The 23,181-nt window shown below is 60.0% G+C and carries 23 protein-coding genes and 2 tRNA genes; 10 read left to right on the forward strand and 15 right to left on the reverse strand.

Annotated features, from left to right (window positions below):
• Positions 1-18: 18 nt before the first annotated feature.
• Entirely contained in the window at positions 19-1,209 is a 1,191-nt protein-coding gene (locus DW003_RS06610; protein WP_118388188.1) for an aldo/keto reductase, read from the reverse strand.
• 163 nt (positions 1,210-1,372) lie between these two features.
• Between DW003_RS06610 and DW003_RS06615 the strand changes: the two genes are divergently transcribed.
• Positions 1,373-2,143, forward strand: a complete 771-nt coding sequence (locus tag DW003_RS06615) for a cyclase family protein (protein WP_118388190.1) — start codon at positions 1,373-1,375, stop codon at positions 2,141-2,143.
• A 117-nt stretch (positions 2,144-2,260) separates the two neighbouring features.
• On the forward strand, positions 2,261-3,175 hold the full coding sequence (locus tag DW003_RS06620; RefSeq protein WP_233543598.1) for a ketopantoate reductase family protein: 915 nt from the start codon (positions 2,261-2,263) through the stop codon (positions 3,173-3,175).
• A gap of 108 nt (positions 3,176-3,283) precedes the next feature.
• On the opposite strand, the gene DW003_RS06625 is transcribed toward DW003_RS06620, so the two are convergent.
• From DW003_RS06625 to DW003_RS06635, 3 genes are all read right to left on the reverse strand, one after another.
• Entirely contained in the window at positions 3,284-3,490 is a 207-nt protein-coding gene (locus DW003_RS06625; RefSeq protein ID WP_117564436.1) for a hypothetical protein, read from the reverse strand.
• A 191-nt stretch (positions 3,491-3,681) separates the two neighbouring features.
• Positions 3,682-4,458 (reverse strand): hypothetical protein, encoded by a 777-nt coding sequence (locus DW003_RS06630; RefSeq protein ID WP_117637461.1) that lies wholly within the window; start codon positions 4,456-4,458, stop codon positions 3,682-3,684.
• Between the two features lie 311 nt (positions 4,459-4,769).
• Complete coding sequence (locus DW003_RS06635) at positions 4,770-6,080, reverse strand: O-acetylhomoserine aminocarboxypropyltransferase/cysteine synthase family protein (protein ID WP_118094505.1); 1,311 nt, start codon at positions 6,078-6,080, stop codon at positions 4,770-4,772.
• Between the two features lie 275 nt (positions 6,081-6,355).
• Here DW003_RS06635 and DW003_RS06640 point away from each other — a divergent pair, with 275 nt between their 5' ends.
• The 5 genes from DW003_RS06640 (at position 6,356) to DW003_RS06660 (ending at position 9,878) form a co-directional block, all read left to right on the forward strand.
• Positions 6,356-7,258, forward strand: a complete 903-nt coding sequence (locus DW003_RS06640) for a LysR family transcriptional regulator (protein WP_055251412.1) — start codon at positions 6,356-6,358, stop codon at positions 7,256-7,258.
• Between the two features lie 48 nt (positions 7,259-7,306).
• Positions 7,307-7,843, forward strand: coding sequence for a ribonuclease HI (gene rnhA / locus DW003_RS06645; RefSeq protein WP_118388192.1), 537 nt, complete (start codon positions 7,307-7,309; stop codon positions 7,841-7,843).
• Between the two features lie 73 nt (positions 7,844-7,916).
• Positions 7,917-9,023 carry a Gfo/Idh/MocA family protein gene (locus DW003_RS06650; RefSeq protein WP_117648312.1) on the forward strand — a complete coding sequence of 369 codons (1,107 nt, stop codon included), beginning with the start codon at positions 7,917-7,919 and terminating at the stop codon, positions 9,021-9,023.
• A 2-nt stretch (positions 9,024-9,025) separates the two neighbouring features.
• Complete coding sequence (locus tag DW003_RS06655) at positions 9,026-9,436, forward strand: acylphosphatase (RefSeq protein WP_118388194.1); 411 nt, start codon at positions 9,026-9,028, stop codon at positions 9,434-9,436.
• Positions 9,437-9,497: 61 nt separating this feature from the next.
• On the forward strand, positions 9,498-9,878 hold the full coding sequence (locus tag DW003_RS06660; protein WP_187361911.1) for a Fur family transcriptional regulator: 381 nt from the start codon (positions 9,498-9,500) through the stop codon (positions 9,876-9,878).
• 76 nt (positions 9,879-9,954) lie between these two features.
• Here DW003_RS06660 and DW003_RS06665 read toward each other — a convergent pair whose 3' ends face one another.
• The 3 genes from DW003_RS06665 to DW003_RS06675 form a co-directional block, all read right to left on the reverse strand.
• Positions 9,955-10,752 carry an HAD-IIB family hydrolase gene (locus DW003_RS06665; protein ID WP_117779255.1) on the reverse strand — a complete coding sequence of 266 codons (798 nt, stop codon included), beginning with the start codon at positions 10,750-10,752 and terminating at the stop codon, positions 9,955-9,957.
• 84 nt (positions 10,753-10,836) lie between these two features.
• Positions 10,837-11,415 (reverse strand): urease accessory protein UreE, encoded by a 579-nt coding sequence (locus DW003_RS06670; RefSeq protein WP_118388196.1) that lies wholly within the window; start codon positions 11,413-11,415, stop codon positions 10,837-10,839.
• A gap of 3 nt (positions 11,416-11,418) precedes the next feature.
• Positions 11,419-11,847 (reverse strand): peptidylprolyl isomerase, encoded by a 429-nt coding sequence (locus tag DW003_RS06675; protein WP_035138874.1) that lies wholly within the window; start codon positions 11,845-11,847, stop codon positions 11,419-11,421.
• Positions 11,848-11,967: 120 nt separating this feature from the next.
• Between DW003_RS06675 and DW003_RS06680 the strand changes: the two genes are divergently transcribed.
• Together DW003_RS06680 and DW003_RS06685 are read left to right on the forward strand one after the other, a co-directional pair.
• The gene (locus DW003_RS06680) at positions 11,968-12,981 is read left to right on the forward strand and encodes a dipeptidase (protein WP_118388198.1); all 1,014 of its coding nucleotides are present in this window, start codon (positions 11,968-11,970) and stop codon (positions 12,979-12,981) included.
• A gap of 74 nt (positions 12,982-13,055) precedes the next feature.
• Positions 13,056-13,832 carry a M48 family metallopeptidase gene (locus tag DW003_RS06685; protein ID WP_158573193.1) on the forward strand — a complete coding sequence of 259 codons (777 nt, stop codon included), beginning with the start codon at positions 13,056-13,058 and terminating at the stop codon, positions 13,830-13,832.
• A 6-nt stretch (positions 13,833-13,838) separates the two neighbouring features.
• On the opposite strand, the gene folB is transcribed toward DW003_RS06685, so the two are convergent.
• The 8 genes from folB to DW003_RS06725 form a co-directional block, all read right to left on the reverse strand.
• Complete coding sequence (gene folB / locus DW003_RS06690) at positions 13,839-14,324, reverse strand: dihydroneopterin aldolase (RefSeq protein ID WP_117648306.1); 486 nt, start codon at positions 14,322-14,324, stop codon at positions 13,839-13,841.
• A 43-nt stretch (positions 14,325-14,367) separates the two neighbouring features.
• Entirely contained in the window at positions 14,368-14,949 is a 582-nt protein-coding gene (locus DW003_RS06695; RefSeq protein ID WP_172622418.1) for an HD domain-containing protein, read from the reverse strand.
• 2 nt (positions 14,950-14,951) lie between these two features.
• Complete coding sequence (gene folE / locus DW003_RS06700) at positions 14,952-15,509, reverse strand: GTP cyclohydrolase I FolE (protein ID WP_022094399.1); 558 nt, start codon at positions 15,507-15,509, stop codon at positions 14,952-14,954.
• Positions 15,510-15,575: 66 nt separating this feature from the next.
• Complete coding sequence (nrdG, locus tag DW003_RS06705) at positions 15,576-16,157, reverse strand: anaerobic ribonucleoside-triphosphate reductase activating protein (protein WP_055251392.1); 582 nt, start codon at positions 16,155-16,157, stop codon at positions 15,576-15,578.
• A 426-nt stretch (positions 16,158-16,583) separates the two neighbouring features.
• A complete protein-coding gene (gene nrdD, locus DW003_RS06710) occupies positions 16,584-18,806 on the reverse strand; it encodes an anaerobic ribonucleoside-triphosphate reductase (RefSeq protein WP_118388202.1) in 2,223 nt (740 codons plus the stop codon).
• Positions 18,807-19,486: 680 nt separating this feature from the next.
• Positions 19,487-19,561 (reverse strand) — tRNA-Val (locus DW003_RS06715).
• 3 nt (positions 19,562-19,564) lie between these two features.
• Positions 19,565-19,640 (reverse strand) — tRNA-Gly (locus tag DW003_RS06720).
• Between the two features lie 143 nt (positions 19,641-19,783).
• Positions 19,784-21,517 carry a glycoside hydrolase family 13 protein gene (locus tag DW003_RS06725; protein WP_233545539.1) on the reverse strand — a complete coding sequence of 578 codons (1,734 nt, stop codon included), beginning with the start codon at positions 21,515-21,517 and terminating at the stop codon, positions 19,784-19,786.
• Positions 21,518-21,831: 314 nt separating this feature from the next.
• Here DW003_RS06725 and DW003_RS06730 point away from each other — a divergent pair, with 314 nt between their 5' ends.
• Positions 21,832-22,953, forward strand: a complete 1,122-nt coding sequence (locus tag DW003_RS06730) for an IS110 family transposase (RefSeq protein ID WP_118388204.1) — start codon at positions 21,832-21,834, stop codon at positions 22,951-22,953.
• Positions 22,954-23,181 lie beyond the last annotated feature (228 nt).

Genomic DNA, 23,181 nt, shown 5'->3' on the forward strand with positions numbered 1-23,181 from the left:
CCGCAAGTTATAAAAGGGTCATGAGGAGCGCGTTTTGCCGAAGGCCTTGAGCACCGCCGTCACGGGGCCAGGCTGAAAACGGCGGCGTACGTCGTCCAAGCGCCCGGGGATATCGATGTGCTGCGGGCAGTGACGTGCGCATTTGCCGCATTTGACGCAATTGCTCACCAACTTGGGCTCACTCGTCCGCACCGCGCTCGCCGTAAAATACTGCGACAGGCCCGTAAACCAGCTGTGCGCATAGCTTGCGTTGTAGGCGGCGAAACACCCAGGGATATTGATGCCTTTGGGACACGGCATGCAGTAGCCGCAGCCCGTACAGGGCACGCGATTCGATTTCTCAAACTCTCCCAGCACACGCGCGATGGTATCGAGCTGCTCTGTCGTCATCGAATTCGGCAGTGCGCGATCCGCCAATGCCGCGTTCTCGTCCACCTGCGTGGTATCGGTCATGCCCGAAAGCAGCATCGTGACTTGAGGATGGTTCCACACCCACGAAAGGCCCCAGGCGGCAGGAGTGCGCAAATGCGGGTCAGGGGCGCCATCGAGCACAGCGCGGGCCCGCGGCGGCAGCTTGCCCGCTAAACGCCCGCCCAGCAGCGGCTCCATCACAAACACCGCGAGCCCGCGCTCCGCAGCCGCCATGAGTCCCGCCGTCCCCGCTTGGTAGCGCTCTCCAGCGTAGTTGTACTGGATCTGGCAAAAATCCCAGTCATACGCGTCAAGCATCGTGAGGAAGTCCGCCGCACTGCCGTGATACGAAAAACCTATCTGGCGAATACGCCCCGCAGCCTTTTGGTGCGCAATCCAGTCCTCGATGCCCAACGCCACCACGCGCTCCCACTGGGCGGGCGAGGTGATGTTGTGCATAAGGTAGTAGTCGATATGGTCGGTCCGCAAACGGTGCAGCTGCTCGTCAAAAAAGCGGTCGAAATCCTCCGCACATTTGCACGAAGCGTGCGGCAACTTAGTCGCCAGCAACACCCGGTCACGCAGCCCCAAGCGCTCAAGTGAGGCGCCCACGCACACCTCGTTACCGGGATAAAGATACGCAGTATCCAGATAATTAATCCCCTGTTCCACCGCACGGGAAATGATGGCATCGGCCGTCTTCGCATCGGGGTGTCCCGGCGCACCGGGAAATCTCATGCAGCCCAGACCCAGAGCAGATATTCGGTTACCACTTTTGGGGTCAACGCGGTATTGCACGGCCCCTCCTTTCGCCATCAGCGCCCCGGCAAGGCGAAACACAATGGTCACGCGGCCGAAACATCGTGGAATCGCAATCGAGAACGTATCGTAACGCAGCAGAAATCGAGCTGTCACGGCACCGCTTTAACATCAGCAAAAAGCCCGATGAAAGGAGTCAACCATGCCCGCGCTCGACCTTTGGAACCTCGCAACCCAGCTCAAAAGCACCGATTATCGCTGGGTCGACCTCACCCACACGCTCTCATGCGACACCCCGCACTGGTTTGGCTTTAAGCCATTTGAGTCCACCAAGCTCTTCGACTACCTGCCCGGCACGCCCGAGGACATGCTCGCGCCCATGCGCTGCTTCCAGTATTCGGTTGCTTCGCAGTACGGCACCCACGTCGACGCGCCGCGCCACTTCCATGTTGACGGCCGTTCCCTTGGAGAGATTGAACCCATCGAGTTTATGCATCCGCTCTGTGTGATCGACAAACACGAGGAGTGCGCCGCGAATCCCGACTACGTCCTGACCGTCGAGGACCTCAAAGCCTGGGAGGATGAGCACGGTCGCATTCCCAAAGACGCTTTCGTCGCCTTCCGCTCCGACTGGTCCAAGCTCGCCGACCTCGAGAACAAGGACGAGGACGGCCATCCCCACTACCCCGGCTGGAACCTCGACGCCATCAAGTGGCTCGTTGAAGAGCGCAACATCGGCGCCATCGGCCACGAGCCGGCTGACACCGACCCGGCGAGCGTGACCACGCGTGAGGACGCCTACCCCTACCCCGGCGAACAGTACATCCTCTCGGTCGACCGCTATCAGATCGAGGTCATGGACCATCTAGACGAGCTTCCCGCCACGGGCGCCGTCATCTTCTGCACCTTCCCCAAGGTGCGTGATGGCGTCGGATATCCCGCACGTGTCTTTGCGGTCTGCCCCGCGTCATAAGTTCCCATGCGTTTGTTCTTCTAAATACGGCCATCCGGTGCACGCGACATGGCCCGGCGGCATACAATCCATCAGGCGCCCCATACGCGGGCGCCTTTTTATGGGGAGATGATTCACATGCAGATCAACAAGGTCGCCTTCATCGGCAAGGGCGGCGTGGGCCTGCTCTACGGCAGCATGATCGCCCAAGCGCTCGGCAACGACGCCGTCGAATACGTTATGGACGACGCGCGCTTTGAGCGCCACGCAAACGATGCGCTCACCGTCAACGGCAAGCCCTGCGCGCTCAAGTCCGTCCGCGCGAGCGAGGCGACGCCCGTCGACCTGGTCATCCTCACGGTCAAGACAACCGGGCTCGATGTGGCGCTCAAAACCCTGGAAAGCGTCGTGGGACCCGACACGCTGATCGCGTCGCTGTGCAATGGCATCACGAGCGAGCAGAAGATTGCCGAGCGCTTTGGCTGGGAGCACACCGTCCTTGGTATCTGCCAGGGCATGGACGCCGTATTCCTCAACGGGGAGCTCACCTATACCAATGCCGGCGAGATCCGCTTTGGTGCGGCAGCGGGCACCGACCCCGCAACCGTTATCGCCATCGACGAGCTCTACACGCGTTGCGGCATCGCCCATACCGTCGAGCACGACATCGCACATCGCATGTGGGCCAAACTCATGCTCAACGACGGCATCAACCAGACCTGTATGGCCTACGGCGGCACCTACGGAAGCGCTACGGAGCAGGGCTCCGAGCAGCTCCGCAGTTTTGTCTCCGCCATGCGCGAGACGCTTGCAGTCGCCAATGCCGAGGGCATCGAGCTCACCGAGGCAGACCTAACGCAGATGGTGCGTCTCATAAAAGGGCTCGATCCCGCCGGCATGCCCTCGATGGCGCAAGACCGCATCGCTCAACGCAGAACCGAGGTCGAGGAATTTGCGGGTACCATCTGCCGCCTCGCGGCCAAGCACGGTATCCAGGTGCCGCAAAACGAATGGCTCTATTCGCGCATCCGCGAAATCGAGGCCAGCTGGTAACGCCGCCGTACCGCATCCAACAGTCTCAATAGCAAAAACCGCCGCAAAGGGCACTCCCCTTGCGGCGGCTTCCTTCTTCATCTATGGGCAAAACCAGCTTCACAACGGCTAGCGCCGCACCTGCGGCGTCTCGTCCTCGTCATCGCGGCAAAGGGTCACGCCCGCACTTCCCAGCAGCGCTGCTGCGATGAGCGCGCCGACCACAATAGGAGCAGCCCCGCACGAGCCCTGCATGCCTGCGACAAACGCAGCTGTAGGGCCAAGACAGCCAAGTACCAATGCGACGGCGGCGATAGCGATATCTCGAGCGTTCATGAGACCACTTCCTCCACGAGAAAGACCTTATTTCTCATGAACCAGTGTGCCCCGCATGCATACGCCCAGCGTACCGCCACGGTAAGGGCTCTGTTAACTCAAACGCACATAAAGAAAGGGCGGCTTTACGTTGCCTAAAAGCTCAGCAAAGACGCCCGCCCATCATGTGCCTATTTTGCTCTGATGGCAGATTACCAACCGGTATAGTAGTCGGTGGTTCCGGCAGCACAGCCGGAGTCATAGACCTTGCACTCGCCCTTGGAACCGGTAAACGTGGAGCCTTGGGCCTTATCGCCCGCGGCAACGACGTAGTAGCCATCGGAATCGCGCCAAAAGCCCTCGGAATCCTGCGTCCATTCGCCCGTGCGGTGGTGATACAACACGTTGCTGCTGTAATAAGTCTCGCGGCGGCCGTTATAGTTATTGACGCCGCTCGAGCGCGTCAGACCCGAGCCGTTCGCGTAATACGCAGCAGACGTGTAAGACAAGCCGGAGCAGGCGTTGTAATACGAAGCCTGGGCGGCCTCGGCGGCCTCGGCCTCGGCTGCGGCGGCCTCGAGCGCTTCGCGCTTGGCATTCTCAAGCGCAGTGCGCAGCTCATCGAGCTCGGTCGACTTCGTGTCGACCTCCCCCATCGTCAACAGACTACCCGCACCGTCGATACAACCCTGCAGCACAGCGCGCTCGTCATCGGTAGCATAGTCGCCATACATATTCATAATGATCTGAGCGCGCATCTCAAGGGAATCGCGCTTGGCCTCCATCGAGGCGTTCCACTCCTGCATGGAACCATAACCATCGCCGCGATAATCAACGGGCTGTACCAGCGTCGCCTCGGACGGCGTAGATCCAACCGTATCGGACAGTGTTGCCGCGTGGGCATCAGTTGCGCCGGCGCCTGCCAAAAGTGCCACGGTCAGAGCGGCGGAAAGGGCAGCGGCTTTCGGTTTTCGTGAATCGATCCTCATGTAGCTGGAAACCTCCGTAGTGCGTTTTTGCTGCGTTTGAGCTGCGTGTGATTCGATCGCGCTGCATAGTACCTCGAGCAAATCGCGACCTGCGGTTTTACTCAAAAGGCGCACGTCAATTGTGTAAAACTCACATCCTCTCAACAGGAGTTTTCCACAACTCAAATGCATAAAGCATGCCAAAAACCCTGTAATAGCGCCCTTCCTATGCAAAAAAGACGCCTGCGCAACCATTGCTTGCGCAGGCGCCTTGAGCAGGCATTTATGCAGTTATACCTATCGAGTCGCAAGGGGTCCTTGCACAAGTCGCCTTACTCGTCCAGCACGGCGAAGGCCTGCTTCAGATCCCAAATGATGTCCTCGGCGTTCTCGGTACCGATGGAAAGACGGATCGTGGAGGGCGTGATGTTCTGCTCGGCGAGCTCCTCGGCAGAGAGCTGGGAGTGCGTGGTGGTAGCCGGGTGCACGACGAGCGACTTGACGTCGGCCACGTTGGCGAGCAGCGAGAACACCTGCAGATGATCGATGAACTTCCAGGCAGCCTCCTGGCCACCTTTGATCTCGAAGGTGAAGATCGAAGCGCCGCCGTTGGGGAAGTACTTCTGATAGAGCTCGTGATCGGGGTGCTCAGGCAGGCTCGGGTGGTTCACCTTGGCAACGTGGCTGTCGCCGGCAAGGAACTCAACGACCTTCTTGGTGTTCTCGACATGACGGTCAACGCGCAGCGACAGGGTCTCGGTGCCCTGGAGCAGGACCCAGGCGTTGAACGGGCTGATGCAGGCACCCTCGTCACGCAGCAGGATGGCGCGGACATAGGTTGCGAAGGCGGCGGGACCGGCAGCCTCGGCAAACGAGACGCCATGGTAGGAGGGGTTGGGCTCAGCGATCTGGGCGTACTTTCCGCTCGCCTTCCAATCGAAGTTACCGCCGTCGACGATCACACCGCCCAGCGAGGTGCCGTGGCCGCCGATGAACTTGGTTGCGGAGTGGACAACGATGTTGGCGCCATGCTCCAGCGGACGGAACAGATACGGGGTGCCGAAAGTGTTGTCGACGACAACCGGCAGACCGTGCTTCTTGGCGATCTCGGAGATGGCGTCGATGTTGGGGATGTCAGAGTTGGGGTTGCCGAGCGTCTCGAGATAGATGACCGTGGTGTTGTCCTTGATGGCACCCTCAACCTCTTCCAGGTTATGAGCATCGACAAACGTGGTCTCGACGCCAAACTGGGAGAGCGTATGCTCGAGCAGGTTGTAGGAACCGCCGTAGATGGTCTTCTGAGCCACCACGTGGTCACCAGCCTGGGCAAGAGCCTGCAGGGTATAGGTGATGGCAGCGGCACCGGAGGCGACGGCAAGACCGGCCACGCCACCCTCGAGCGCGGCGATACGGTCCTCAAAGACGCCCTGGGTGGAGTTGGTCAGACGGCCGTAGATGTTACCGGCGTCGGCAAGACCAAAGCGATCGGCGGCGTGCTGGGAGTTGCGGAACACATAGCTCGTGGTCTGGTAGATAGGCACGGCGCGGGAGTCGGATGCGGGGTCGGCGCTCTCCTGGCCAACATGAAGCTGCAGGGTATCGAAACCAAAGGTGTGCTCGGGGTTGTTGATGAACTGGCTCATGATGATCTCCTTGATCGAACGAAAGTAAATAAACAAGAGAAAAGTAAGTCGCTGTCTCCTGATCACGCCGACGGGCGCAAACAGGAGCCCGGCATTCGTCTTGGTAAGCAGTTCATATGCGGTCCTCCTTTTGACATCCCGGTTCCGTGGTCGGCTTAATTACCTACCGCCTTTGTGTGTTTTGAATAGTACGAGCATTGTTTCACTCGGTCAATCACTTAAAAGCGCTAACCTGTTATCGGTTTTTTAGATAGCTATCGAAAGGACGGGCACCGATGACACTCCAGCAGCTTCGTTTTCTTATCGCCGTGGCAGAGTCCGGCTCAATCAACGCCGCAGCTCAGCGCCTCTATACCGCTCAGTCCAACATCTCAAACGCCGTCAAAAGCCTAGAACAAGAGCTCCATCTGGAGATCTTTACGCGCTCCAGCCGCGGCGTCACGCTCACCAACGACGGCACCGAGCTTTTGGGCTATGCGCGCCAGGTCGTAGAGCAGGCCGACATGCTCGAGGCACGCTACGAGGACGGTGGCACCCCGCAAGCCCGCCTCGCCATTTCCGCCCAGCACTACGCCTTTTCGGTCGAGGCCTTTGTCAACGTAGTCGAGCGCTGCCGCGACAGCAAGTTCGAGTTCATCATGCGCGAGACCACCACATCGCAGATCATCGATGACGTCCGTGCGTTTCGCAGCGATATCGGCATTCTGTATCTGGATGACTTTAACGCCCGCGTTCTGCAGAAGGCCTTCGCCGATGCCCGCGCAAGCTTCCATCCCCTATTCGACGCGACGGTCCACGTCTTCGTTAGCGAGCGCCACCCGCTCGCACGCCGCCCGCAGCTGTCCCTTGCCGACCTCACGCCCTATACGCGCTACAGCTTTGAGCAGGGAACCTCAAACTCCTTCTATTACGCCGAGGAACCTTTTAGCTATATCCCTTGCGACCGCAACATACGAATCTCGGACCGCGGAACACTTACTAACTTACTTATCACGTCGAACGGTTACACCCTGTCGACCGGTGTCCTCTCCAATGAAATGCAATGGGGCATGGCATCGATCCCGCTAGCAGACGCCCCAACGATGCACGTTGGCTACATCATGCACGACGAGCGCAAGCCCTCTCTCCTCTTGCAGCAATACCTCGACGAGCTCAACCGCATCATCCATGCCAACTAACAGTCGGAAGACGGGGTAGAAATCGTAGATTGCTGGCCCCCGGCGGGCATGGCGCTACAATGGTCACTCACACGAAATGCACTCAACGAAAGGAAGCCCGTGAAGGTCATCATCTATACCGACGGCTCGGCCCGATCAAATCCGGGACGCGGCGGCTACGGCGCCGTGCTCAAATACACCAACCCCGCCGGCAAGACCTTCACCTCCGAGCTTTCGCGCGGCTATGCCAAGACCACCAACAACCGCATGGAACTCATGGCGGTCATCGTGGCGCTCGAGGCGCTCAACCGCCCTTGCGAGGTCGAAGTCCATTCCGATTCGCAGTATGTCGTCAACGCCTTTAACAAGCACTGGATCGACGGCTGGAAAAAGCGCGGATGGAAAACCGCCAACAAGCAACCCGTCAAGAACCGCGACCTGTGGGAGCGCCTACTCACCGCCAAAAGCAAGCACAAGGTTGATTTCATCTGGGTTAAGGGTCACGCCGGTCACGAGCTCAACGAGCGCTGCGATGAGCTCGCCACCACGGCGGCCGACGGCAGCAACCTCGATATCGACGCCGGCTTTAACGAGAGCGACCTGTAATAGCGTTTTCGCGCAGCTTTATATCCCCACGCGCTACACTCATCCTGTAGACCAAACAACGCAAGGGGGACGTATGCTGCGCATCGCGACCATCGGCACATCCATGATCACCGACGACTTTATCCAAGTCGTCAACGCCAACGACCAAGCCGCGTTTGTGGGCACGCTTTCACGCGATGCCAATCGCGGTGCCGCCTTTACCGCCGAGCGCGGTGGCGAGCGAAACTTTACTTCACTCGATGAGCTCGCGGCAGCTGCCGACGTCGACGCCGTCTATATCGGCAGCCCTAACGCACTTCACTACGAGCAGGCCCTTGTCTGCATCGCCGGTGGCAAGCACGTCATCGTCGAGAAGCCCTTCTGCGCCACCGAAGCGCAGGCGCTGGAAGTCTTCCGCGCTGCCGAGGCAGCAGGTGTCGTGGCCCTCGAGGCCATGCGTCCCCTCCACGACCCCGCCTTCCACGCCATCGAGGACGCCCTGGGCGAGATCGCCCCCATCCGCCGCGCCTCATTGCGCTTTGGCAAATATTCCTCGCGCTACAACGAGATTCTCGCGGGACGCGCCACCAATATCTTCGACTGCAATATGGCATCGGGTTCCCTCATGGACATTGGCGTCTACACCGTCGAGCCCATGGTCGAGATTTTCGGCATGCCCTCCGGCCTTACGAGCATGGCTACTCTGCTCGACCCCGCCACGCGACAGCTCACGCACGGCCCCATCGACGGCTGCGGTTCCATCCTCGCCAGCTACGGCGGTGGCCGTATCTCCGTCGAGCTCGCGCACTCCAAAATAACGAATGACCTGCTACCCTCGCAGATCGAAGGCGAGCGTGGCACTATCCAGATCGACCATCTGTCCACGCCCCGCAACGTCCGCATCGACTATCGCGGCGATGTCGTACGCGGCTCGGCGACCGAGGCACCGCGCGAACAGGGCGACAACGGCCGCGTGCTCGACCTGCCCAAATCGAGCAACACTATGGAATACGAACTCACAGACTTTATCACCGCCATCGGCGGCATCGATAACGTTAAGGAAGAGATTTGGGAAACCCCGGCGGGACGTCACGAACTTGGCCACTACCGCGATGTCACGCTCGTCTCATTGCGCATCATGGATGCCGTGCGCCAGCAGGCCGGCATTACCTTCCCGTCCGACGCAGGCAAGCAGGCCTAGCGATGGGCTTCTTCGATGCGTTCTTCTCCAGCGTCACCGGCGGCAGTCGAGAGCCTCAAAAACCATCAAACATCGAGCTCGAGTTGCGCCGCAGGCTTACTGTGTTCGCAAGCGACGAGGCCACTCAAGACACTCCCCTGCGCTATTTCCTGCGCTGGGCGGGGCAAGTCCAGGGCGTTGGTTTTCGCTTTACCAACACCAACCTCGCGCAGACACGCGCACTCACCGGCTGGGTGCGCAACATGGAAGACGGCTCGGTCGAGATGGAGATACAGGGAGCTCCGGCAAACATCCTATCTCATCTCGAGGCGCTTCATGCCTCCTACGAGCGCATGGGAACGCGTTTTCACCTCGTAGAAGCCCAGGCCCAAGCCCCACTTGCCAATGAAGACAGTTTCATTCCTCGTTATTAGTATTGTGTGCTAAATACGGTATCATTTACCTACGGCCGTTGATAGAAAAGAGGCGAGGCGCATGGCGGTGCAAAGAAGGAATACCAGGCAGCGAAAGCTGGTTCTTGACGCCGTGCGCCAAAGCTACAACCATCCCACCGCCGACGAAATCTACAACGTCGTGCGCGCACAGGATGACAAAATCAGCCGCGGCACGGTCTACCGCAATCTCAACCTCCTGGCCGATGCCGGAGAGATCCTCTCCATCAAGACACCAGGCGGCAGCCGCTTCGATCGCACGATCGAGCCGCATGCGCATATCATCTGCACCTCGTGCAGCCGCGTCATCGACGTACCGCTCCCCTTCGATGCCCAGCTCGACGCCAAGGCGTCCGAGCAAATCGGATGGAGCGTCAGCTCGCACTACACCATCTTTGAGGGACTCTGCCCCGACTGCCAGTAGCCTTTGGGACATGCCTGCAAATCTACTTGCCCATCCGCTACAGCAAACAGTACATTTCTAGGCATGTCCCAAATATCTACTCGGCGAGCAGGCGACGCAGCTCCTCTTCGACCGTGCGTACGTAACGGACGCGGTCGTTGATGCCACGCATAGAGGGATTGCAGCTCTCCATTAGATAGGGATGGCCCACTACGTTGAGCATGTCGCGGTCGTTTTCGTTATCGCCAAACGCCATCATCTCATCGGGCGAAATTCCCAGGGCACGACCGTAATCGGCAAGCGCGGAACCCTTACCCGAATCAAAGCCGATAAAGTCCGTCCACTCGGTTCCCGACGTCATCACGTCGACACAGTCGCTAAAGTGGCGCTCGAAATACTCCAGCGCCGCCGGCTGCTCTGCCTCGGGCGTCTGGAAGGCAATCTTAATGACGTCCTCGTCGATGTCCTCGGGACGGTCGACCACCGCCACATCGCAGTGGACCTCATAACGCAGGTGTTCAACAAACGCGTCGTTGCCGCTCATGGTGTAGAGGCGCCCCTCACACGAAAGGGTCACGTCGGCATGGGGATACGCAACCACGGCATTCGCGATATCCATAGCAAGGCAACGCTCCATGGAACGCTTGACAACGGCACGCCCCTCGCTCATCACCAGGGCTCCGTTTTCGCATACGTAGGCGAGCTCATCGGCCACCGGGGCAAACAGGTAGCGCAAGCTCGCATATTGACGGCCGCTCGCCGGCATAAACACGATACCGCGACGATGCAGCTCATCGATAAGCTCAAAGGCCTCGGAACGCGGCTCGCGCTCCCCCGGATGCAGCAACGTGCCGTCCAAATCGCATGCAATCAGCTTGATTCCCTCAAGACCCATATGCTTTCCCCCAAAGCCTCTTATCAACAGCAAGACGGACTTTGATCGGTCACCCCTCAAAGCCCGTCTTGCGCATACGCGCACTTAGCCGCGCGTCTTTTTTACGATGGCAAAGTCGGGAGCTATGCTCACGACGACCTCCGCCGCACTCGACGCAAAGCGCCGGTCCGCATCGAGTTCACGGGTAACCACCGAGAGCCGAACACCCTCGACACCCCGAAGCATGCGGCCCAAAACAGGCTGCACCGGCGTATACATGCGCACGGTATGCTCGTCCGAGTCGCCCCGGAAGAGCGGCGCATGCATGTTGCCGATCTCCCAGCACGCATGCGCGAGTGCAATCGGATCCATGCGGTCGACTTCGACCAAATAGACCTCGGCGCTGCGCAGGTGCACGACAACCGCCACGGGCACCATGCCCGAACGGTCAATGGTGAGCACGTCGCCATCGGCAAGACGACCGCCGTCGGCAGTATCCAGCCGAACATCGATCGTGCGTCCCAGCTCCGTCACGCCCACAAACGTGCGCGCATCAGCCTGGTCCCAATCGAGCAGGAGCTCGTCAACTTCAAAGACACCGCCCAGCTCCCGGCGAAGTAGGAGTTCATAGGACGGATCGTTGAGATTTCCCAAGCATGTCGTCGAAACCAAGCGTTCAGGCATACTCTAGCCCTCGACCTCGACGAGCTCGATATCAAAGTTGAGGTCCTTGCCGGCCAGCTCGTGGTTGGCGTCGAGCGTCACGGCCTCGGGCGTTACGTCGATGACCACGGCGGGGACGGGCATACCGCTCGGCGTGGACAGGAAGAGCTTCATGCCCTTCTCGATCTGCTCGATGTTGGGAACCTGTTCGGCCGGGAAGGTCAGGACCATCTCGGGGTTGTGCTCGCCGTAGGCATCGGCAGCAGGAATGTGCACGGTCTTCTTCTCGCCCACCTGCATGTCGACCACGGCGGCGTCGAAGCCCTTGATCATCTGACCGGCGCCGCAGGTGAACTCCAGCGGTTCGCCGCGATCGTAGGAGCTATCGAACTGCGTGCCGTCGTCGAGCGTGCCGCGATAATGAGTCTTGACCTTCTTGCCCTGGTTGGACATGGAAACCTCCGTGATAAGGGCGGCGCACAACGCGGGCCGCCATGAACATATGGCGCTAACTATACCCTAGTCATACAATTCAAAGACAGTTTGCAAAGAAACGCTGCAACCGGAGGAACCATGGCATATCCCGTATTTGACCTACACTGCGACACCGCCGACCGCATCGGCTGGGCCACGCTCGATCTCGACCTGCGCTTTACCGCCGGCACCGACGGTTATTTCCCCGGCGACGAAACGCATCCGCAAGATTTCGACCTCATCGAGGGTAATGCCTGTGCCATCTCGCTCGCAAAGATCGACAACACGCCGTGGGCACAGTGCTTCGCCACGTTTGTCCCCGACGAGATTCCCACCGCCCACGCCGCGCGCTTCCAGGCGCAGATCATGGCGCATATGAGCGGCCAGGCAATGCTCAACCACGACCGTATGGTCAACGTGCGCAGCGCCGCAGACATTCGCCCCGCGCTCAAGGACGGCAAGGTCGCTTGCATCCACACCATCGAAAACGCCACGTTCTTTGCCGAGGACCCCGCGCTGATCGAGGTGCTCAAGAGCCTGGGCGTGCTTATGTCGTCACTCAGCTGGAACGCGCAGGGACCGCTCGCGAGCGGCCACGACACCCACGCCGGCCTCACCGCCGCCGGCATCGAGGCGCTTACGCAGATGGAGCACGCCGGCATGGTGCTCGACGTCTCCCACCTCAACGATGAGTGCTTTGACGAGGTTGTCGCCCACGCCACGCGCCCCTTCGTCGCCAGCCACTCCAACTCCCGTACCGTCTGCAGAGTCAAGCGCAACCTCACCGACGACCAGTTCCGCACCATTCGCGACATGGGCGGTATCGTCGGCCTCAACTACTGCAGCGAGTTCCTTTCCAACGACGCAACCAAAAAGACCGCCGCAGACGTCACCTTCGACCAGCTAGCGGCACATATCGAGCACTGGCTCGACCTGGGCGGCGAGGACGTCATCGCACTCGGTGGCGACTGGGACGGCGCCACTGTGCCCGCCTTCCTCTCCGATGCCAGCATGATGCCCGAGTTCCAGAACATGCTCTCCAAGCACTTTGGCAAGACCGTGATGCAAAAGCTCTGCAGCGACAACGCGCTCGCCTTCTTTGAGCGTTATTAATTTCACATCCCTTGAGCGGGCCGGCATGCCGAACGGTCGACATGCCGGCCCGTCCCCAATCCAAAGGACCGCTTTTGACGCAGCAGTTTACGATTTCCGCATCCCGACCGGATGGGACGCCCATCCCCGTCGTCGTTACCAAAAAGTGCGTCAAGAACTTCAACCTACGCGTCACTTCGAGCGGTGAGGTCCACGCCAGCGCACCGCTCGGCGCCACCCGCGAGCGTATCGAAGCGTTTATGAAGCGCAACAGCGCCTGGATTACCAGCCGACTTGCCCAGCGCGAGCAGCGTCAGGCGACGGCACGAGAGCCGCTCAGCCCCTCGTCCATCATTGCACTTTGGGGCAAGCCCATCACGGTACAGGATGCACTCGATCACAACTTTGCATCACCCGCACCGCGACCCAAACAGGCCACCTTCGCAAGTTTTATGGGTACCGATGAATCGGACGAAGGCCCACAGGCCAAGCGGCACGCAATCCTCGACGGCCTAACGTCCGATGAGCTCCAAGCCCACATCGACCAGCTCTATGCGTCCGAGGTCACATCGGCGCTGCGCGACATCGTGCACGCGTACGAAGTCGCAATGGGCGTCACCGTGGCCCGCATCTCCGTGCGCAGCATGAAAACGCGCTGGGGATCATGCACGCCCAAATCCGGCGCCATTCGCATCGCGCGCGAGCTCGCCGCCTACCCCGTCGAATGCCTCGACATGGTTGTCGCCCACGAGTTCGTCCACTTGCTCGAGCCAAGCCACAATCAGCGTTTTCACGCCCTGCTCGACACGTACTGTCCCAACAATAGAGCTCTGTCGCAGCGGCTCAAGCAGCCACCCATAGAGACGTATTAGAACCGGTTACCGCACGCGCTCGATCTCGACACCGCAGCTTGCCAGGGGCAGGCCAACAGGAGCCCACGGCTTATCGAGCTTTATGCGCACACCAAGCAGCAGGGGGTAACGACGCAGCAGCATCTGGGCCACACCCTCGGCTGCCGCCTCGATGAGTTTAAACGTATGCTCGCGCAGATAGCCATCAACATCGTGGCACACCGAGCCGTAGTCAATCGAGGCATCCAGGTTATCGTGCTCCCCCGCCGCGCGCAGGTCGGCATAGAGCACCAGAGAAACGATGAACTTCTGACCCAGCGCGTTCTCCTCGGGATACACGCCATGGTTGGCAAAAACCTCAAGGCCGTCAATGACAATACGATCGGCATGGCGCAAATCGTCATAGCTCACATGGGGCACCGCCGTTGCGGTGGATATTTCGCCCCTTCCACGGCGGGCGAGCTCGGCGCCTTCAGTCTTGGTTGCATTCTCGGGCAGTTTCTTGTTACTCATCGCGATCGTCTCCTTCGTTTAGAACCCCGACCGCGCAAACTAACTACACGCGAATCGACAGGTTCTTTTTATCATCGCTCCAGTTGCAAGCATTGCGCGCGGGGCATGCAAAGCAGGCGCGCGACGCTTTGTCGGCCGCATAGAGCAGACGCTCAAGCGGTTGGCTGTTCACGCGCAGCTTTCGATGGCCCAGAATGGCCGTCTTAATGGCTGCGGCATCGGCCGGCTCAAACGCCACGTCATCGGGCATGCCGCCGAGAATCGCATCAGCGACGCGTTCGCTTGCAACATCATGGGATATACCCGATTCATACTGTTCATCTTTGCCGATATCGTGAAGAAGTGCCGTGGCGTAGATGACCTCGCGGTCAAATTCGAGCTGCTCCTCGAGATTCTTGATCCACATAATGCGAGCGACATCGAGCAGATGGTCAATACCGTGGCGGCAGAAGATGCGCCCCGATTCCAACTGTACGATGTTGCCCAGGTGCCGCCGGAACAGCCCGTTGGCACAAATGTAATCAATGCGAGGCATGGCACCAAAGGGGGCCAGGCCCGAAGCCATAAAGCCGCGACGCGACGTCCCCTCATCGGTCTTCGATGTAAAGTCGTTGACGACTCTCATGGTTAGCGGCCCAGCATCCTAAAGAAACGCTCCTCGAGCGCGGGATCGGTCTCAAAGACGCCGCGGCGAGCAAGCGTCACGGTCTTGGTGCCGGGCTTTTGCACGCCACGCATCGTCATGCACATATGCTCGGCCTCCATCAACACAATCGCTCCCTGGGGAGCGAGATAATCCATGAGGGCATCGGCAACCTGTGCGCACAGTTGCTCCTGCAGCTGAAGACGGCGGGCATAAACCTCAACCGTGCGGGCGAGCTTGGAAAGCCCAGCCACCCGACCGTTAGGGATATAACCAATGGCGGCCTTGCCATAAAACGGCAGCAGATGATGTTCGCACAGCGAGTAGAACGTGATGTCGCGCTCGATAACCAAATCGTTCGAAGCGACGGCAAAGGTTTTGGACAGGTGCTCCTCAGCACTCTGGTCCATGCCGCCGGCGATCTCACCATACATACGGGCAACGCGCGCCGGGGTCTCCAGCAGGCCCTCACGAGTTGGGTCCTCGCCTATGCCCTCAAGCAACAGCTTAATGGCGGCCTCGACTTTTTCCTGATCGACCATCTGGGCCTCACTTTTCCGATTTCACGTTCGCGCTATGGTACCACGCCCTCCGGCATCGACCACAAGCTACATAGTATGGGTCGAATAGACTGGATCGTCCCGCCAAAGCTCCACAGCATCGCAAAGCGCAACGCCCTCACGCACAGCGCGGTCGCGCGTAGCGTTCATATCGATCACACGCTGGTTACTCGAGCCCCTAAAGCGCAACGAGATATCATAAAGATCCTGAACAAACGGGCCATCCACCAACATGTCGAGGCAGGCAAGGATACGGTCCGTCACCTCAGTATGGTGACGACCACCCGGCATAAGCTCCTCGAGCACGTCGCCGGTAAAACACCAAATGGTCTTTCCTGACCCCGCAGGATAAGCGGCACGAACACGCTCGACAAACTCAACGAGCCCCGCCTGGTTCTCGGGCTCCATGGGCTCTCCGCCCAGAATCGTCAGGCCGTCAATAAAGGGATGATCGAGGCTCTCGATAATCTTGTCCTCGACGGCACGATCAAAGGGCTCGCCCGCAGCAAAGTCCCACGCAACAGAGTTAAAGCAATTCTTGCACCCACGACGGCACCCGCTCACAAACAGAGAAGTACGAACACCTTCCCCATCGGCAATGTCGAAATACTTAATGTTCGCGTAGTTCATAAATAACCTTCCTGGGGGTCTGGAGCATATCATCCCGTCCTCAAACATTCTCGGCCTGCGGCCTGCGAAACTGCGGGCGGGACGATATACTCCAGACCCCTCGCGAGCGACACTCAATGAACGAAGCGAACATCGAGCATAGGGTTCGAGGTCCAATAAAAACTCTGTTGCAGCTCAACCGTCGTTCCAAGCAAACCGTTGTTGCAGGTCGACTCATTTCCGCTAAGAACTTCGAGGAGTGAGCAGACCACATGCTGCATCTCAGCTACATCAACTTGGCCGCCCCGTAGCGAGGCCCCGGACCTTTGCTCGATATGAGTTCCGCACGAACAGGAGGCGCCAGTGGCGCCTCCGTCGTGAGCCAGGACTGTCCGAAATAGCGAGTAAAGGTCCGGGGCCTCGCTACGGGGCGGCCTGGGATGACTATTAGAGATGCAGAACGCGGTCGCGGATCTCCTCGGTTCGGCCCTGGTTCCAGAACTGGGTACCGATGTAGCCGCACGTGCGACGGGCGACATTCATCTTCTCCTGGTCGCGGTTGCCGCAGTTGGGGCACTCCCACACCAGCTTGCCATCGTCCTCGACAATGCAGATCTCGCCATCGTAGCCGCACACCTGGCAGTAGTCGCTCTTGGTGTTGAGCTCGGCGTACATGATGTTGTCGTAGATGTACTGCATCACGCGAATGACAGCCTTGAGGTTGTCCTGCATGTTGGGAACCTCGACGTAGGAGATAGCACCGCCCGGCGAAAGCTGCTGGAACATGCCCTCGAACTTGAGCTTGTCGAATGCGTCGATCTCCTCGGACACGTGGACGTGGTAGCTGTTGGTGATGTAGCCCTTGTCCGTCACGCCCGGGATAATGCCAAAACGACGCTGCAGGCACTTGGCGAACTTGTAGGTCGTCGACTCAAGCGGGGTGCCGTACAGCGAGAAGTCGATATCGCTTTCGGCCTTCCACTCGGCGCACTTGTCGTTCATGCGCTGCATGACGGCCATGGCAAACGGCGTGCCCTCCTTCTCGGTGTGGCTGTGACCCGTCATGTACTTGACGCACTCATACAGACCGGCATACCCCAGGCTGATGGTGGAATAGCCGCCCACGAGCAGCTTATCGATCGTCTCGCCCTTCTTCAGACGCGCCAGGGCACCGTACTGCCAAAGAATCGGCGCGGCATCCGAAAGCGTGCCCATCAGACGCTCATGACGGCACAGCAGGGCGCGGTGGCACAGCTCGAGGCGCTCGTCGAAGATTTTCCAGAACTTGTCCATGTCCTGATGCGAGCTCAGCGCGACATCGGGCAGGTTGATGGTCACAACGCCCTGGTTAAAGCGACCGTAGTACTTGGGCTTGTTCGGGTCATAGTTCAGCGCGTTGGCCACATTGTTAAATCCGTTACCGGAGCGGTCGGGCGTCAAGAAGCTGCGGCAACCCATGCAGGTGTAGCAATCGCCGTTGCCGGCGGTCTCGCCCTTAGACAGCTTGAGCTCGCGCATCTTCTTCTCGGAGATGTAGTCGGGCACCATGCGCTTGGCGGTGCACTTGGCAGCCAGCTGGGTCAGGTAGAAGTACGGGGAATTCTCGTGAACGTTATCGTCCTCGAGTACATAGATAAGCTTGGGGAATGCCGGGGTAATCCACACACCGGCTTCGTTCTTAACGCCCTCATAGCGTTGACGAAGCGTCTCCTCCACGATCATGGCAAGGTCGTGCTTCTCCTGGGGCGTACGGGCCTCATTGAGATACATAAAGACCGTCACGAACGGCGCCTGGCCATTGGTGGTCATAAGGGTCACGACCTGATACTGAATCGTCTGGACGCCGCGACGGATCTCGTCACGCAGACGGTCCTCAACGACCTCACGGACCTTTTCGGCAGATGCCGAAACACCGAGCTCCTCGAGCTCGCGGGCAACCTCGCCGCGAATCTTTTGACGGCTCACCTCAACAAAGGGGGCGAGATGGGTCAGCGAAATAGACTGGCCGCCGTACTGGGAAGAAGCAACCTGGGCGATAATCTGCGTCGCGATGTTGCAGGCAGTCGAGAAGCTATGCGGCTTCTCGATCAGCGTGCCCGAGATAACGGTGCCGTTCTGGAGCATATCCTCCAGGTTCACCAGGTCGCAGTTATGCATGTGCTGGGCAAAGTAGTCGGAATCGTGGAAGTGGATCAGGCCCTCGTTGTGGGCATCCACGATCTCCTGGGGCAGCAGCACGCGCTGAGTCAGGTCCTTGGAAATCTCGCCGGCCATGTAGTCGCGCTGAACGGAGTTGACGGTCGGGTTCTTGTTAGAGTTCTCCTGCTTGACCTCTTCGTTATTGCACTCGATCAACGACAGGATCTTGTCATCGGTCGTGTTCTTCTGGCGCTTCAGGCTCTGAACATAGCGATAGATGATGTAGTGGCGGGCGACCTCGTAGCAGTCGAGACGCATGATCTCGTCCTCGACCAAATCCTGGATCTCCTCGACCGAAACGGTGTGGCCCGCGTTCTCGCATGCCTCGGCGACGTTTTGCGCCGCATAAACCACCTGGCGGTCGGTTAGACGAGAGCTCTCCTCGACCTCCAAGTTTGCGGCGCGAATCGCATTGACGATCTTATCGATGTCAAAGACAACCTCGGTGCCGCTGCGCTTGATGATCTTCATCCTCTTGCCTCTTTCGCGTCGTAGTCTCATTGCGCTTCAGAGCCAAACGATGCCCGGCAGGGCTTGCCCCTGTCTTGCGGCGCCGTCGCGCAATCTGTGTTCTCGATAAACCATAGGTCCTCATGCGGACAATCCTCGCGGCCGATCAAGCGGCTCAAAGATCTATCCAAATGGGGCAAATAAGGTCCTCGTTCTCTGTCCGCCATCTATCATACGACAAAGAGGCATCTATATCCTGTATTCTTTTTTTAGTTCAAACACAACATATAGTGTTTCAGCAGGTCAAAGCAATTGGTCATTTTGCAGACGCATTAATTATGAGGGGTTCTTGGCAAGTCGGTAAAACGTTACCAACACGGCTACCTGCATGGCAGTTATAAAACCCCCTTAGTCAAGCCGCTGACAAATCCTACCAAAACCAAGCCGCTCACGCCAAAAGAATCCAAAAGATTATGCTTGACCAACATGTTGCGGTCGTGCCTTGCCGAGCCCCATGTAACCGCGGCACGAATCCTTGAAAGATATGTGTATGCAAACAGAGAAGATGAGAGTTTTCTCGGATGACTACTGAGAAGCATCCCAGAAGATCAAAAAACTCGAAATTTGGTGACGTATTTGGCGACCCATTTGGCGAGCAAAACAAAACAGCCCAGAGGCTAAGCCTCTGGGCTGCGAACATTTGGTGGGCGTTAGAAGATTTGAACTTCTGACCTCTTCCGTGTCAGGGAAGCGCTCTCCCCCTGAGCTAAACGCCCAAATGGAGCGGACAACGGGGCTCGAACCCGCGACCCCAACCTTGGCAAGGTTGTGCTCTACCAACTGAGCCATGTCCGCTTACGAGGATTAATCTTACGTGATACCCGCATCCTATGCAAGAACTTTTTTTTGAAAAGTTTTGCGACGCCCTCTCGAACCTCGCGAAGACATCAGCCACCACGGAAAGCGCGAGCAAACGCAAACTCGCCGCAAGAGGCCCCCTACAACTCAGCGAGCATGATCCAGGCAGAGCTGTCCTGCGCAAGTCTGCCGTCTGCAAGCGGTGATGAGGTGAGCAGGACCTTGCCCGCCGGCAGCTCCACGGGTGCTGCACCGAAGTTCGTCACACACGCCCAGCCGTTGTCGCGGCGATAGGCGATGACGCCGCCCTCAGCGCCCTCGGCACCATCCGCAAGGCCGGTGCGCCCGTCAAGATCGAGCCACGCAAGATCGTTAGCGCACCCGCGCAGCTTGCGCCGCAGCCAGAGGGCGTCACGATAGAGCGCAAGCATCGATGTCGGGTCCGCCTCTTCCCTATCGGCAGCGTAATCGGAAAACCATGCAGGCTGCGGCAGACGGGGCGCCGCATCGGCGTCCATCGGCGAAAATCCAAACGATCCGCCCTGCGCGGGATCGTCCGTCGCCACCCACGGCAGGGGCACACGACAGCCGTCGCGCCCCTTCTCGCGCTTCGATCCGTGCGTATTGGTCGCAGTGGGATCTTCGAGTGCAGCCCACGGGATGTCAGCCACCTCAAAAAGGCCGAGCTCCTCACCCTGATACACGTATGCCGAGCCCGGAAGCGCCAGCTCAAGCAAAAGGGCCGCCCGCGCGCGGCGCTCGCCGAGTTCACGGTCCTCGTCATAAGACGACCCGTCGCGTAAGAGCCAGTCGAGCGCAATCTGGTGGTAGCGCGTCGCCTTGATCTGCGGCAGGGCGAAGCGCGTCGCCACACGAGGCACGTCGTGGTTGGAAAGTACCCAGGTCGAGGCGGAATCGGATTCGATGGCTGCCTTCAAGCCCTCCTCGATTGCAGCGTGCATGTCATCATAGGTCCAAGTGGCCTTGGCGAACTCAAAGTTAAATGTCTGGCCAAGCTCGCTGGGGCGCGCGTAGAGATACTGGCGCTCGGGCAGCACCCACGCCTCGGCAACAGCGCTGCGCGGCGGATTATAGCGGTCGAACACGCGGCGCCACTCGCGATAGATCTCGTGAACCTCGTTGCGATCCCACAGCGGATGGGTGCCGTCGTCAACCATGTCATCGCCCTCGGCGAGATGCCACTGGTCGAGATCATCGCGGTCGAGATCCTTGGCGAGACCGTGCGCCACATCAATGCGAAAGCCATCGACGCCTCGATCGCTCCAAAACGCCAGGACGTCGCAAAAGAACGCGCGAACCTCGGGGCATGACCAGTCAAAGTCCGGCTGCTCGGGCGTAAACATGTGCAGATACCACTGACCGTCCGCAACACGCGTCCAGGCGGGGCCGCCAAAGTTGGCATTCCAATTGGTGGGAGGCAGCTCGCCATGCTCGCCGCGACCATCACGGAAGATATAGCGGGCGCGCTCGGGCGATCCGGGGCCGGCGGCAAGAGCGGCTTTGAACCAGGGGTGCTGGTTGGACGAATGGTTGGGCACGATGTCGACGATGACCTTGATGCCGCGCGCGTGAGCCGCGGCGATCATGTCATCGAAGTCGTCAAGCGAGCCGAGACGTTGGTCGACATCGCAGTAGTCCGCCACGTCATAGCCGCCATCGACAAGAGGCGATGGGTAAAACGGGCTCAGCCAGATGGCCTCGATACCCAGCCGCTCAAGATAGTCCATCTGCTGGGTAATGCCCGCGATATCGCCCAAACCCGAACCAGTCGAGTCCTTAAACGAGCGCGGGTAAATCTGATAGATCGCGGCATCGGACATCCATGAGCGCGAGGAGGACTTTTCTGTAGCCATGGGGTGTGTCTCCCTTGCAACGAGGTTTTGTGAGATGCCCACGATGATACGCCCAAAGCTGACATTCACGGCAATCAACGCCGCAGCCACGCCCCAAACGCTCGCCCCCTCTCGGGCTCGAGCCTCCTGGGACGAATCGATCGATTAGTGAAAAGAACGGAAGACTTACTCCCCCGGCCACGACAGACACTATGACCCAATCCGAGGGCACTAAAAAGATAGGAGCCCCCGCTCGTGACCGCGGGTCGGGGCTGCGACAATGATGTTGAAGTGCCATAGGCGCAGCCGCGCCGCAACGAGGTTGGGAGGCTCCCATGCCAAAGCATTCTACCGCGTTCGGGATGGACGTCCACCTGAGGTCGACCACCGTCTGCGCCCTCGACGCGGACACCGGCGAGGCCGTGACGAGGAGGTTCCCCGGCAACCCCTGGGGCGAGATCGCCGGGTGGATGGATGGGTTCCCCGGGCCGTCGCTCGCGGCCTACGAGAGCGGCTACCTCGGCTTCGCCCCGCAAAGGGAGCTCGCCGGGCTCGGCGTCGAGTGTGTCGTCGCCGCGGTCTCGAAGATCCCCAGGTCGGCCGCCGACTCGGCCTCCAAGAACGACAGGAACGACGCCGCCAGGATGGCCAAGGCGATACTCGCCCACGACATCTCCCCCGTATGGGTCCCCTCCCCCGAGGTCGAAGGCATCAGGGACCTCGCCGGCGCCTACGACGGGGCGACCGCGCGCCTGGCGACCGCCAAGCAGCGGCTGCTCGCCTTCCTCGCAAAGCGAGGGTTCGTCTACGGCGGCACCACGCCCGCCGGCAACCCGAGGAAGTACTGGACCTACGACTTCCTGAGGTGGCTCGACAAGGTCAGGCCGGAGGACGACGGCGGGGTTCGGACGCTCGCCGCCCTGAGGAACGAGGTCGAGGCCGCAGCGGAGGCCCGGGCGGACCTGCTCTCCGAGTACAGGGCGGCCGTGGATGCCAGCCCGATCGCCGCGGAGGCGGCCGCCCTCCAGTCGATCAAGGGCTGCGCCTTCGCGCTGGCCGCAGCCTTCTCGGCCGAGGTCGGCGACTTCACGAGGTTCCGTTCCGGAAGGCAGGTCACGGCCTACTTCGGCCTCGCGCCGAGTCAGAGGTCGAGTGGCGACTCCGTGCGGCTCGGAGGCATCAGCGGCGCGGGCAACGCGCTCGTGAGGAAGCTGGCCGTTGAGGGTTCATGGTGCTACGCCGCGGCACGGCACCAGCCGAAGCTCATGCCAAGGGACACGGGCGTGCCCCTCGAGATAAGGATGCACGGGAGGAAGGGGTCCGAGCGGCTCCTGCGGCGGCGCGAGGAGATGCTCGCCCGCGGCATGCCCGCGGCGAAGGCCAACGCGGCCACCGCGGCCGAGCTCGTGAGGTGGCTGTGGGCCCTCGGCACGATGTGCCGGGAGGGCGCGGAATAGACATAGCCCCCGTCCCGGCGAGCCGGGCGGCCTTCGGGGATACCCCCTATTTCGCTGTGCGCGCGGAGCCCTCCGTATGCGCCTCGACAGACTTGGGGAACCCCGCCGAAGGAATGGAGTGCGGGCCGACAGAACGGTATCCGCGGATATGAGACTGAGCCGAAGGCGTCGATGACATGCCGGGGGCGGACCGGGACGGGTTAACGGCAGGCCCCCCCCCCCCCCCGA

Origin of the sequence: Collinsella sp. AF36-3AT (assembly GCF_003475205.1) — a bacterium.
GTDB classification, from domain to species: Bacteria; Actinomycetota; Coriobacteriia; order Coriobacteriales; family Coriobacteriaceae; genus Collinsella; species Collinsella aerofaciens_AF.